The organism is Pontibacter chinhatensis, from assembly GCF_900113285.1.
Taxonomy (GTDB): domain Bacteria; phylum Bacteroidota; class Bacteroidia; order Cytophagales; family Hymenobacteraceae; genus Pontibacter; species Pontibacter chinhatensis.
Map to the genome: position 1 here is coordinate 887521 of NZ_FOOT01000002.1, position 12867 is coordinate 900387.

General features: G+C 51.5%; 13 protein-coding genes. 7 read left to right on the forward strand and 6 right to left on the reverse strand.

All coding sequences use genetic code 11. The features are described 5' to 3' along the window. Nucleotides 1-57 precede the first annotated feature (57 nt). Complete coding sequence (locus tag BM040_RS08900; RefSeq protein WP_092100183.1) at nt 58-1035, reverse strand: radical SAM protein; 978 nt, start codon at nt 1033-1035, stop codon at nt 58-60. Between the two features lie 513 nt (nt 1036-1548). Between BM040_RS08900 and BM040_RS08905 the strand changes: the two genes are divergently transcribed. Then, nucleotides 1549-2157 (forward strand): porin family protein, encoded by a 609-nt coding sequence (locus tag BM040_RS08905; protein WP_092100185.1) that lies wholly within the window; start codon nt 1549-1551, stop codon nt 2155-2157. 115 nt (nt 2158-2272) lie between these two features. Here the strand turns inward: BM040_RS08905 and BM040_RS08910 are convergent, their stop codons facing one another. Continuing rightward, nucleotides 2273-3799: an AbgT family transporter gene (locus BM040_RS08910; protein ID WP_092100187.1), complete on the reverse strand. Its 1527-nt coding sequence runs from the start codon at nt 3797-3799 to the stop codon at nt 2273-2275. Between the two features lie 153 nt (nt 3800-3952). On the opposite strand from BM040_RS08910, the gene BM040_RS08915 reads away from it, so the two are divergent. The 4 genes from BM040_RS08915 (at nt 3953) to BM040_RS08930 (ending at nt 7263) form a co-directional block, all read left to right on the forward strand. Continuing rightward, on the forward strand, nt 3953-4843 hold the full coding sequence (locus tag BM040_RS08915) for a S66 peptidase family protein (RefSeq protein WP_092100189.1): 891 nt from the start codon (nt 3953-3955) through the stop codon (nt 4841-4843). Nucleotides 4844-4950: 107 nt separating this feature from the next. Further along, nucleotides 4951-5721: an arylamine N-acetyltransferase family protein gene (locus BM040_RS08920; protein ID WP_092100190.1), complete on the forward strand. Its 771-nt coding sequence runs from the start codon at nt 4951-4953 to the stop codon at nt 5719-5721. 56 nt (nt 5722-5777) lie between these two features. Continuing rightward, nucleotides 5778-6233, forward strand: coding sequence for a hypothetical protein (locus tag BM040_RS08925; RefSeq protein ID WP_092100191.1), 456 nt, complete (start codon nt 5778-5780; stop codon nt 6231-6233). 85 nt (nt 6234-6318) lie between these two features. Further along, on the forward strand, nt 6319-7263 hold the full coding sequence (locus BM040_RS08930; RefSeq protein ID WP_092100193.1) for a nitrilase family protein: 945 nt from the start codon (nt 6319-6321) through the stop codon (nt 7261-7263). 147 nt (nt 7264-7410) lie between these two features. Here BM040_RS08930 and BM040_RS08935 read toward each other — a convergent pair whose 3' ends face one another. Then, complete coding sequence (locus BM040_RS08935; protein ID WP_092100195.1) at nt 7411-8118, reverse strand: endonuclease III domain-containing protein; 708 nt, start codon at nt 8116-8118, stop codon at nt 7411-7413. 209 nt (nt 8119-8327) lie between these two features. On the opposite strand from BM040_RS08935, the gene BM040_RS08940 reads away from it, so the two are divergent. Continuing rightward, nucleotides 8328-9020, forward strand: a complete 693-nt coding sequence (locus BM040_RS08940) for an MBL fold metallo-hydrolase (protein ID WP_092100197.1) — start codon at nt 8328-8330, stop codon at nt 9018-9020. An 86-nt stretch (nt 9021-9106) separates the two neighbouring features. Then, nucleotides 9107-9748, forward strand: coding sequence for a DUF2238 domain-containing protein (locus BM040_RS08945; RefSeq protein ID WP_092100199.1), 642 nt, complete (start codon nt 9107-9109; stop codon nt 9746-9748). Between the two features lie 238 nt (nt 9749-9986). Here the strand turns inward: BM040_RS08945 and BM040_RS08950 are convergent, their stop codons facing one another. The 3 genes from BM040_RS08950 to accD all read right to left on the reverse strand — a co-directional run bounded on the left by BM040_RS08950 (nt 9987) and on the right by accD (nt 12843). After that, nucleotides 9987-10673 carry a YiaD family glycine zipper/OmpA-like lipoprotein gene (locus BM040_RS08950; protein WP_217646739.1) on the reverse strand — a complete coding sequence of 229 codons (687 nt, stop codon included), beginning with the start codon at nt 10671-10673 and terminating at the stop codon, nt 9987-9989. Between the two features lie 296 nt (nt 10674-10969). Then, nucleotides 10970-11695: a YiaD family glycine zipper/OmpA-like lipoprotein gene (locus tag BM040_RS08955; RefSeq protein ID WP_245756154.1), complete on the reverse strand. Its 726-nt coding sequence runs from the start codon at nt 11693-11695 to the stop codon at nt 10970-10972. Nucleotides 11696-11946: 251 nt separating this feature from the next. Next, nucleotides 11947-12843 carry an acetyl-CoA carboxylase, carboxyltransferase subunit beta gene (gene accD, locus BM040_RS08960; RefSeq protein ID WP_092100372.1) on the reverse strand — a complete coding sequence of 299 codons (897 nt, stop codon included), beginning with the start codon at nt 12841-12843 and terminating at the stop codon, nt 11947-11949. Nucleotides 12844-12867: the final 24 nt, after the last annotated feature.

Here is a 12867-nt window from a genome sequence, read left to right on the forward strand (position 1 = left end):
AGGAGTTAGAAAGTGAAGCTAATAAGCTCCTGATACAGCAAAAGTAAGAGTTAAATATCAAATCAGCCGCTTCCAGGTACCTTTGAGGTAGTTATACTTCAGGGTGCTGGGGAGGGCTTTCCAGAAGTAGGTGCTCAGTTCTGTGGCGAAGCTGGGCTGCATGTAGCAGTTTATGGTGCAGCCCTCGCAGGCTGGTAGCCTTCCCTCCTGCCGCTTCAGCGCCTCCACCTCCTGGCTTAAGTATAAATCGTAGAGGTTGCCGCTTATGGGGAAGCTCTGGGTGCCCAGGTGGTAGCAGGGAAGTATAAGTTCGTTCTCCGGAGAAATTACCAGCGTGGTGCTGGCGGCGCGGCACACAGGCTTGGCTGTTTTGTTGCCCCCGTCCAGGCGCAGCTGCACAAAGCCCTCGTTCAGGTATACTTGCCTGCGCTTGCCAAAATCACTCAGGTAGCGGAGTTCTTCGGGTGTCAGCTGCTCGCCGGTCTCCACCTGGTTGTACTCAAAGGCTGGGTTAAGTATAAGCACGAGCTTGTTCGGAAGTATAATCTTCTGGTACACCTCCTCCAGTTGGTGCAGGTTGTGGCGGAACACCGTAAACAGGATGTCCGGCCGCTCGCCCAGTTCCCGGGCCACTTTAATCGACTCCATCACAAAATCGTAACAGGCCACGCCGCGGCCACGGTCATGCTCCTCCTTGTCGGCTGAGTCGAGGGAGAAGTGCAGCATGTCTACCTTGCCCTTCAGGCGCTGGGCCAGCTTGGGGTAGAGCATGGCATTGGTGGTGAGCGTAGTGATAAAGCCCATGTCGTGCGCCATGCCCAGCATCTGGTCTATCTGGCGGTGCAGCAGCGGTTCGCCGCCGGTAAAGTCTATCACCTGCACCCCCAGCCGCTTCAGGTCGCGCAGGTTCTGCGCCACATCCTCCAAGGTAATGTAAGGCGAGGGCCGCTCCCAGATATCACAAAACGAGCACTTTGCGTTACAGCGGTAGGTAACGTAGTAATTGCAAAGTACCGGCTTCGATCTCAGGCGCATGTTTGGAAGTATGGTGGGCTCAAAAGTATAAATTATGCTCGAAGTATACGGCATCAACGCCTAAATGAATCTGCCAGCCCTGTTTTAGCTCCTGCTGAAGGCTGCGCCTGGATTAGTAGAAAAACTCTTCAGGAGCAATGTATGGCATATCTATCACTCCCAAACTCTCTAACTTTCTAACTCTCTAACTCCCCAACTCCTCAATGTTTTTTGTAGGCCGAATCAGGATGTTTGTCTAAGAAAAGCTGAAAGTAAAGCCATAAAACAGGCTGTTCGTATAAATCCGCATCTGCGTGTAAATTTAAAAGGCTATCTTTGTGGCATAAGCCAAAAGGGGAAGTTTTGTTTAAGGTGAGATGTAAATAAAAAGAATCCCATTCCTGCTTTCTACTACCTAAAAAGGAATTTGGCATACAGCCGCCCCCTCCCCGGGGGCGGCTTTTTTTATGTACTATCGTATACTTTAGTTCGTTAGAACAACGTCAGCCTTCCGACCAATAAATTTTGAAAGCTATGAGAAAGACTATTTTGACGATGATAGCTGTGCTGGCGATAAGTATAACGGCCCAGGCACAGCTCTTTCAGGCAGGTGTAAAAGGCGGTGTGAGCTCCTCCAAGGTAAAGCTAAGCGATGTGCAGAACTCTCCGCAGCAATACGCCACGGCCGATAACATTACGGGCTACCACGCCGGGGCCTTCGTGCGGCTGCAGTTGCTGGGCCTGCTGCTGCAGCCCGAAGCCATACTTGCCACCTCGGGCGGCAAGGTAGAGGTGAGGGACGACCCCAACAGCACCCTGGTGCGGGTGGAGAAGTTTAAGTTCGACCGGCTGGATGTGCCGCTGCTGGTGGGTTTTAACTTTCTGCGGGTGGCGCGCGTGCAGGCTGGCCCTGTTGCCTCCATGCTCCTGACGGCCAGGCAGGAAGGCCGCACCATTAAAGATTACTACGACAACTCCGACTGGGGCTACCAGGTGGGTTTGGGAGTCGATATCGGTTCTATCACCCTGGACGCGCGTTACGAGCGCATCAACCGCGACTTTACCAACACCAGCCAACTGACCGACGGCAAAGTACGCAACGAGCAGTTTCTGGTGAGCTTAGGCCTGAAACTGGTAAAGTAGAAACCAGCACACTGAAAGCAAAACAGCCGCAGGAGCATCAGTTCCTGCGGCTGTTTCAATTTTTATACTTTGAAAGAACTCCTTTGTCTTTTGTCAAAAAGTCCTTTGTCTAAAATTAAGGCATATACAGGTTCGCGCCCGGACCGATAGGCAGATCCAGCATAATCCAGATGATGAACAGGATAACCCAGCCAATCAGGAATACAATAGAGTATGGCAACATGGTGGAGATAACCGTACCAATGCCAGCTTTCTTGTCGTAGCGCTGAATAAAGGCCACAATCAGGGCAAAGTAAGACATCATCGGGGAGATAATGTTGGTCACGCTATCGCCGATGCGGTAAGCCACCTGCGTAAATTCCGGCGTGTAACCCAGCAGCATGAACATCGGGATAAACACGGGTGCCATAATAGCCCACTTGGCCGAGGCCGAACCCATAACCATGTTAATAGAGGCCGCCACAAGTATAAACATGATCATCAGCGGAATGCCGCTCAGTCCCATTGTTTTCAGCGTGTCGGCACCATTGATAGCCAGGATAAGGCCCAGGTTGGTCCAGTTGAAATAGGCCACGAACTGCGCAGCGAAGAACACCAGTACAATGTAAGAGCCCAGCGTTTCCATAGACTTAGACATGCCACGCATTACGTCGCTGTCGTTTTTGATGGTTTTGGCCCCGATACCGTAGGCAATACCAGCCACCCCGGAAAGTATAAAGATAAAGGCTACAATGCCCGACATAAACGGCGAGTTGAGGATGTCGCCGGTTTCCGGGTTGCGCAGGTAACCGTTCTCCGGAATCAGGCCGCCAAGTATAAAGGCGATCATCAGCAGGATGGAGATAGTGGCATACAGCAGGCCGCGCTTCTCCTGCGCGTTCAGGCGGTCTATACTTTCAGGCTTCTCATCGCCGTTATACTCGCCAAGCCTCGGGATTACAATTTTCTCCGTCACCCAGGTACCTAGCGCCGCCACCACAAACGTGGATACGAACATGAAGTAATAGTTGGCGGCAGGGTTCACCATATAGTTCGGGTCGATGATGCGTGCAGCTTCCGTAGACAGGCCTGCCAGCAACGGATCGATGGTGCCCAGCAGCAGGTTGGCGCTATAGCCCCCTGATACACCGGCAAAAGCCGCCGCCAAACCAGCCAGCGGATGGCGACCAGCAGCCAAAAAGATAACGGCCGCCAGCGGCACCAGCAGCACATAACCCACCTCAGAGGCAGTGTTAGAAATCACGCCCGAGAAAACAATTACAAACGTAAGCAGGCGCTTCGGCGACGACAGCACCACCAGCCGCAGCACCGTGCCAATCAGGCCCGTGCCCTCGGCAATACCAATACCCAGCAACGACACCAGTACCGTACCCAGCGGGGCAAAATCGGTGAAGTTGGTCACCATGCGGGTCAGGATCATGTGGAGGCCCTCTGCGGAGAGCAGGTTAACAGGTGTTACCGTCTGGCCTGTGCCGGGGTGCACCACGGCCATGTCAAACTGGCTCGCCACCCACGACAGAGTCACCACCAGCAGCGCAAAGCCTGCAAAGAGCGTGGCCGGGTGCGGCAGGGCATTGCCAATGCGCTCCACTACCGACAGGAACTTGTCCACGCCTGATTTTTTCTTCTGTACTTGTGTCATATAAGGGTTGAGGTTGATTAGTTTCTCGCACAGGCTGGCTGCGTGAGGTGTTTGGCTGTAAAAAAAAGTTTTCGAAGATGGTTAAAAAATGCCTTGTTCGCAAATCTTGCTTAAAACCTATAACTTAGCCCTAAGCCAAATAAAGTATAAAATATGATTACTCCTCTTCAGTCCGGCGACAAGGTCGCCATCATCGCCACTGCCCGAAAAATAGACCGCGAAGCCGTAGAACAGGCCATCCAGGTGCTGCAGGAGTGGGGGCTGGATGTGGAGGTTGGCCCCACGGTGGGTGCCACCTATGGCGTGTTTGCCGGCGACGATGCCCTGCGCCTGCAGGACCTGCAACAGGCGCTGGACCGCCCCGACATCAAGGCCATTATCTGTGCCCGTGGCGGCTACGGCACCACCCGCATCCTCGACCAGGCAGACTTCAGCCGGTTTCAGGAGCAGCCGAAGTGGGTGGTGGGCTTCAGCGACATCACCTCGCTGCTCTGCCACATCCACAGCCTAGGTATCGAAAGTATACATGGCATCATGCCCCTGCTCTTCCCTACCGGTACCGAGGCCGCGCTGGACAGCCTGCGGCGGGTACTCTTTGGTGAGGAGTTAACCTACGAAGTGGCACCGCATCCGTTTAACCGCTCCGGCACCGGCCAGGGTCAGTTGATTGGCGGTAACCTGGCCCTGCTGCACAACGTTTCCGGCACCCCCTCCGACTTCGGCACGCAAGGCAAAATCCTGTTCTTGGAGGATGTGGATGAGTACCTCTACAGCATCGACCGCATGATGGTGCACCTTGATCGCGCCGGTAAGCTTAAAGACTTGGCGGGACTGATTGTAGGGCATTTCAGCGACATGAAAGATAACGCCGACCCGTTTGGCAAAACTGCCTACGAGATTATAGCCGAGCACACGGCCAAGTATGACTACCCTGTCTGCTACGGCTTCCCGACCGGCCACGAGCCAGACAACCTGGCGCTGGTGTGCGGAAGAGAGGCAAGGCTGGAGGTTGGTGATAAGGGAGTGCAGCTGGCGTATTGTTAGGCCAGTTGTTTTATACTTTAAATCGAGGTGGGGCAAGTATAAGGGCAGTACGTATGTAGTGATGGGCATAAACTCACCCCAGTTGTAAAAGCATAACGTCAAAGCGCATGAACCTTGAAGCATACCTGGCACGCATTGGTTATTCCGGGGAACGACAGCCGACCCTAAAAGTGCTGCAGCAACTACAGAAACGTCACCTGTTAGCCGTTCCCTTCGAGAATCTTGATATTCACAATGGCACCCCGATCGAACTGGACGTGGAAAAGATCTTCGACAAGGTGGTGCTTCAAAAGCGGGGCGGGTTCTGCTACGAGCTGAATGGTTTATACTTTGAGTTGCTCTCTGCTCTTGGCTTTGATGTAAAACGGATTTCTGCCAAAGTATACTCCAGCAGCGAAGGCACCTACTCGCCGGAATACGACCATCTGGCGCTGCTTGTAACTATCAAGGGAGAAGAATATCTGACAGATGTCGGGTTCGGGGAATTCAGTTTTACGCCGTTAAAAATAGAACTGAACCAGGTACAGGCCGACGCACGGGGAAATTATGTCTTCGACAAGTATGATGAGTGCTATTACCGGGTGAGCCGCATGGAAAACGGCGAGTTCCGGCCCGAGTACATCTTCCGGAAAACACCTAGGGCGTTGGATGAATTCGGGGACATGTGCCACTTCCACCAGAATGATCCCAGCTCCCACTTCAGGCACCGCAGCATGATCACGCTTCCCACCGAACAAGGCCGGATCACACTCACAGAGCACAAGCTTAAGATAAAGGAAGGTGAGCTTACCAAGGAAATCGAACTGCAAAGCGCAACTGAGTACGAAGCCTACTTATGGCAATACTTTGGGGTAAAACCAACCGGTAGAACTATCTAGCTTGGCTATACTTCTGCTCTCGCCTCGCCATACAGTATACCCAATTTCCTACTCAGATGAGTGATATCATTATCAGAAGTAAGTTTTCGAAGGAAGAAACAAGTAGAAGACTTAAGCAGGTATTCTCGAAGGGGAATATGTATGATGTAGAACTACAGGTTCTGCACGGAGAGTACTATCTGACATCCGAGAACCAAGCTCCTGTATTTGATAAAAGAGGGTTAGACTCTCTTTTTGTACAGTTTAGGATCAAGGAAGACTTGGGGCAAGTTAGTGTTCACCTGACTCCTCAAACTCGTGCACTGTCTATTGCAATGGGAACAATGTTTCTAACCTTAGTATGGATACTACTTTTTGCTATATCAATGGCTGAGAAAAGGTGGTTAGGTATAGAAGCCTATGGGATAGGGATAGGAATCACACTCATTCTCTTACTTATAGCAAAATTAGGAAGGCGGAAGGAAAAATCAGTCATAGCTAAAATTAAGGAGGAACTAGAGCCGCAACTATAACAACACCTTTAATTTATCCCCACACTATGAAACCGTGCGATACCGGGAAGTTCAGAACTGAAGACTATATTTACTCAAAAAAAGTATGGAAAAGTTAAAAATAGCGACCGCACAATTTGAAAACTTCAGTGGTGACAAGGCTAAAAACCTGGCTATAATTGAAGGGTTGGCTAAACAAGCTTCTGAAAAAGGGGCCGATGTCATCGCTTTCCATGAATGCTCTGTCCACGGCTACACCTTTGCCAGAAAGCTATCAAAGGAGCAGATCTTAGACCTTGCCGAGTTTATTCCGGAAAGTAAAACGGTGGCTAAGCTCCAGGAAATAGCGAAAACCTATAAGATTCACATTCTTGCCGGCTTCTTGGAGAAAGACGAAAACAATGACATTTACAAGGCCCATGTTTGTGTAAATGAAGAAGGGCTGGTAGCAAAACACCGGAAACTGCACCCCTTCATCAACCCGCACATTAAACCAGGGAACACCTACTGCATCTTTGAAATTAAGGGCTGGAAATGCGGCATCCTTATCTGCTATGATAACAATGTCATAGAAAATGTACGGGCCACCAAGTTGCTCGGCGCTGATATCATCTTTATGCCCCACGTCACGATGTGTACACCTTCCACGCGACCGGGCGCAGGCTTTGTGGATCCCCAATTATGGTATAACAGGGAGAATGATCCGACTTCCTTAAAATTGGAATTCGAAGGCATGAAAGGAAGAGCCTGGCTTATGAAGTGGCTACCTTCCAGGGCTTATGACAATGGCATTTACGTTGTATTTTCAAACCCTATAGGCATGGATGACGACCAACTCAAAAACGGTTGTTCCATGATTATAGACCCCTATGGTGATGTGGTAGCCGAATGCACTTCCTTTGAGAATGAGTTTGCGATGGCAACACTTAATCCGGAGGCTTTAAAGTTGGCCGGGGGTAATCGTTACGCTACTGCCCGCAGGCCCGAACTATACAAAGATATTATAGGGCAAGACCATAAGTCAGACCAAAAGGTAGTTTGGATGAAATAGAACCCGGTAACAGGGTATATGAAAAATAGGCCTAGAAGTGATAAACCCAGGGTATAGATTGCTTTAACTTTTCCATACCATTATCCTGAATTGCCCTAAAACGCCTGTTTCTCATATACTGGCTCTTGCTTATAGGCCTCATCTACCTCACGCCGCCTTATCTATCCCCTTTTGCCGCACGTCCTGGTAATAATTGCAGATGCTGTTTAGTACACACTGCTCGCATTTGGGGCTGAAGAAAGTGCAGATGCGCTGGCCGTGGCGCAGCATGTGGATGTGGAAATTGTAAAGCACCTCCGGCTCCGGGGGCAGCATCTCCAAAAGTATAGTATGGGCCTTATTTGCCGTAACCTTGGCTCCAATCAGCCCCACGCGCTGGCTTATCCGGAACACGTGCGTATCCACGGGCATCACCGGCTTTTTGAAGTTGAAAAGCAAAAGCAAGGTAGCCGTCTTCACCCCCACGCCCGGCAGTTTAGTCAGCCAGGCCATGGCCTCCTCCACCGGCATCTCCTCCAGGAAATCAATGTTGAACTCCCCGCGCTCCTGCTTTATAATTTGCAGGGTCTGCTGTATCTGTGGCGCCTTCTGCCCCGGGTAGCGGGTCGTTTGGATGGCATCGGCCAGTTCGTCTATATCCGCATTCATCACACCTTCCCAATCGCCGAAGCGCTCCAGCATGGTATAAAAGGCTTTCTCCTCGTCTTTGTGGTTGGTGCGGTGCGAGAGCATGGTGGAGATTAGCTCGTGCATGTGGCTGCGGCGCGGCTCCAGCACACGGTGCCTGTACTCCTGGTTCAGCAGTTCGTGGGTAAGCAAGGTTTTCTCGTTTGGGGGTAATTGATGAGCATCCATAGGCAGCTGCACTGGTTACGGCTCTTTTTTACGGCGCAACACCGGTTCTGTTGGTAAGTTTTTTCCGGGTGCCATAGTATAATTTCCCTGCCCTGTAGTATCTTGTATAGCGTCTGAGAAAATAGCCCCACTTTTCTTACAACTATTTTTGCCGTCAGTCGCTATATTTCTTGTTCACCTGTATATGCCCCTGCGGCCACTGCACTTATATGGATATTAAGTTTTTAGGGACGGGCGGTGCCTTCGACACCGAATACCTCAATTCTGCAGCTGTACTAAACTTCCGGGGCATCCACTTGCTGATAGACTGCGGCTTTACCGTGTTTCCGGCGCTGGTGCAGAAAAACCTGGTGCAGAAGGTCAGCCATATCATTATCACCCACCTGCACAACGACCACTGCGGCAGCCTGGCCAACCTGCTCCTCTACAAAAGCATTGTGGAGAAGGCGCCCAAGCCGGTTATTTTTTACCCTTCGGAGCAGTTTAAGCAGCAGCTATACTTGTTTCTGGAGATACAGGTGAAGGACCCGGACAAGTATGCTGAGTTTGTGCCGCTGGAAAACTTTGAGGGCATAGCTTGCGTGGATACCTACGGCAAACATTCTGAGGGCCTGCAAACGTATGCGTACATTTTTGAGGAGGGCGACGAGCGCTACGTATACTCCGGCGACCTGGGCAAGCCCGAAGCCCTCTTTGACCGGCTGGAGCGCATGGCGCAGAAGCGCACCTGCGTCTTTCACGACATCACCTTTAACCCGGAGAACACGGGCCATACGTACTATAAAAAGCTGCTGCCTTACCTCAATGGCGTGGATATGTTCGGTTACCACTGCGACCCCACCCAAAGCCCGCTCGACAACCCCATCAGGCTCGTGTTCTTCCAAAAAGAGATGATGGCCTAGCAAACCTTCAGAGCCCGCACCGAAACAAAGTATAGGCGATGCAGTTAAATGGCAGATGAGCAGTTCCTAGAACTATACTTAACCTGATGCCAGCCACTACAACGCCTCGCCTTACGTACCGCCAACAACCGCTGCACATACTCTACAGTGTGCTGTTTCTGGTATTTTGGGCATACACCGGCCTCACCACCCCCGATATGGAAAACTGGCTGCTGGAGAACACGCTCACGCTGTCGCTCCTCATTTTCCTGGTAGCCTTCTACAACATCTTCCGCTTTTCTGACACCAGCTATACTTTAATCTTCCTTTTTCTGCTGCTGCACGTGTACGGCAGCCAGTATCAGTATGAGGACAACCCCTTTGGGGAGTGGCTGAAAGGGCAGCTGGGGTTTGAGCGCAACCATTACGACCGGCTGGTGCACCTGGGCTACGGCCTGCTCCTGACCTACCCCATGTATGAGGCATTGGCCTATGGTTTTAAGCTGAGACCGTTCTTAACATACCTGTTACCCGTGGAGCTGGTGCTCTCTTCCAGTGCGCTGTACGAGTTGGTAGAGTGGATTGTAGCCGACTGGGTGTACGGTGGCAAAGAGGAGGGCATGAATTTTCTGGGGATGCAGGGCGACATATGGGATGCACAAAAAGATATCGCCATGGCCTTTGCAGGAGCAGTTGTCGCCATGCTGCTGACGCTGGCTTTTACTAGGCAGCGGAAGAGTTGGAAGTAGCGAGAAAGTATAAAAGTATAAAATCTACATTCTTTGCACTTCATATCTTACCGAGTCACATACCGCATGTGAGGCACAGCAAAAGTATAAATACCGTGCTCAGTATACTTCCGAACAGATCGCAAGTATAAAATCCGCCATCCAACAGGCACAAAAAAACCAGCCGCGCCCCCGCGCGGCTGGTAATCACCAATTATCCAATCAATCTACTACTACTTAATTCTAACGTTTAATGCTGTTATAGGTCTCCGCGCTCAGCGGCTTTCTTCATTTTCTCGTTGGCAAAGATGGCAATCTCTACGCGACGGTTTTGCTGACGGCCCTCCACGGTGCTGTTATCCGCCACAGGCTGATCGTCGGCATAGCCTTGGGTAGTCATACGGGAGCGGTCAACACCCATCGATGACAGGTAATTGGCTACCGACTGCGCACGGCGCTCCGACAGCGGCTGGTTGATGCCTCTGTTACCGGTGTTGTCAGTGTGGCCTTCAATCAGGATGTTCGTATCAGGGTACTTCTTCAGGGTCTGGGCCAGCTGCGAGATCTCGGTTTTGGCGTTAGACTGCAAGTCAGAAGAGTTTGTGGCGAACAGGATGCCGGAGTTGAAGGTAATCTTGATACCCTCACCCACACGCTCTACCTCAGCGTTCTCCAGGTCACGCTGCAGTTCCTCCGCCTGCTTGTCCATGTGGCGGCCAATCAGGGCACCTGCCGTACCACCCACGGCAGCACCAATAATGGCACCTGCCGCTGTGTTACCGGCCACTCGGCCAACCACACCACCTACCACGGCACCGGAACCGGCACCAATTACGCCGCCCTTGGCGGTTCTGCTCATGCCGCCACCCTCACGGCTGGAAGCACACGAGGTAAATAACATGGCGATAACGGCTAGTATAGAAAGACTAATTCTAAAATTCTTCATAATTCATTCTTTAAGTTGAATCAGGATATTCCATAATCCTGAGCCTTTTACTCACTATATACCTAAAATGTTATATAAACATCTGCTGAAAAAGTTTCATCAGCTCCAAACCCATTCTGCTTCTAGCCACAGGGCCCTCAACAGACTGCGGTACCGGGTATATCTCCTATAACGGCTATACTTCTACTGAGTTTTACGGATGCCTTTGGCAACTCCCGTTGGTACAAAAAACAAGTGCCTGCCTCCCTTACAGGAAGCAGGCACTATACTTTTAAACTTTAAAATGGAGATGGTATTTAGTCGATCTGGCCGCTCTCGGCAGCTTTCTTCAGCTCTTCGTTAGCCACAATGATAATCTCCACACGGCGGTTTTGCTGACGTCCCTCCACAGTGCTGTTATCAGCGATAGGCTGGTCGTAGCTATAGCCTTTGGCCTGCAGACGCTTGGCGTCCACACCCAGGGTCTGAGCATAGTTTTTCACAGCCATCGCACGGCGCTCGGACAGTTTCTGGTTCAGCTCGTAAGAGCCGGTGTTGTCGGTGTGGCCTTCGATGATTACGTCTGTGCCCTGGTACTCCTGCAGCGTCTTGGCCAGCTTTTGAATATCCTGCTTGGCGGAGGCGCTCAGCTCGGCAGAGTTAACCGCGAAAAGTATACCTGAGTCGAAGTTCACACGGATAGCCTCGCCCACGCGCTCCACGTTGGCGTTTTCCATGCTTTTCTCCAGCTCCTCGGCCTGCTTGTCCATTCTGCGACCGATAACGGCACCCGTAGCGCCACCTACAGCAGCACCCACAATAGCACCTGCAGCCGTGTTACCCAGCTTGCTGCCTACCAGGCCACCAATTACGGCACCACCACCGGCACCAATAAGGCCACCCTTCGTAGTCTTGCTCATACCTTTCTTCTCGGTTGTCTGGGTAGTAGAACCTGAACCTGCCACCGGAGCAGTGCTCTGGCAAGAAGAAAACAGGAGGGTAACAGCGAGCATAGAGCTCAGGGATAGTTTTAGAAATTTCATGGTAATTGGGGTTTAGTAATTTCTGTAAATGTTCGTTGTAATAGATTGATTGAAATAGTTAGTAATGTTCTTTCACCTGCAAACGCAAGTCCTGTGCCAAATCGTACTTTCGAACTGCTAAAATATTGCGGTGCGAATATATTAGAAGAAATTATACTTTCGTAAGGTCCTATAAAAAAACCTGTTAGCACTGACGGGGCAGCACCAACAGGTTCCTGTTTTATAATAATTTATACTTGCTATACTGCTGCTTAGGATGCCTTCGCGGATCTTTTGGCTTTCGGAGCGGTTGTCACGTCCTCTGGCAGCAGCACCATGCTCAGCAGCTCGCTCAGGCGGTTTTTCAGTTGCTTGCGGTCCACGATAAAGTCCAGGAAGCCGTGCTCCAGCACAAACTCGGCACTCTGGAAGCCTTTCGGCAGGTCCTTGCCAATGGTTTCCTTGATAACGCGCGGGCCGGCAAAACCAATCAGGGCGCCCGGCTCGGCAATGTTAAAGTCACCCAGCATGGCGTAAGAGGCTGTCACGCCCCCGGTGGTTGGGTCTGTGAGCAGGGAGATGTACGGCAGCTTCTCCTCAGAGAGCAAAGCCAGCTTAGCAGAGGTTTTGGCCATCTGCATCAGCGAGAAACCAGCCTCCATCATGCGCGCGCCACCCGACTTGGAAATCATCAGGAAAGGCGTGCGGGTTTTGCGGGCATGGTCTATGGCGCGGGCAATCTTCTCGCCCACCACCGAGCCCATGGAGCCACCGATAAAGGCAAAATCCATACAGGCAATGGTGATGTTCTGGCCGTTCAGCTTGCCGTAGGCCGTGCGCACGGCGTCTTTCAGGCCCGTGGCCTTCTGTGTGGAGGCAATGCGCTGCGGGTATGGCTTGGAGTCTACGAACTCAAGCGGGTCGCCGGAGCTCAGGTTTTCGTCCAGCTCCACAAACTCATTGTCATCGAACAGTATCGCAAAATATTCTTTGGAGCCGATGCGGTCGTGGTGGCTGCACTGCACACAGGTGTTCAGGTTCTTGCGGTGCTCGGCCATACTGGTCACGGTTTTGCAGTTCGGGCACTTGTACCACAATCCGTCCGGTGTCTCCTTCTTCTGCTCTGTTGGCGTATGGATTCCTTTTTCTGCTCTTTTAAACCAAGGCATCATAGTTATACAGCGTGCTTCCGC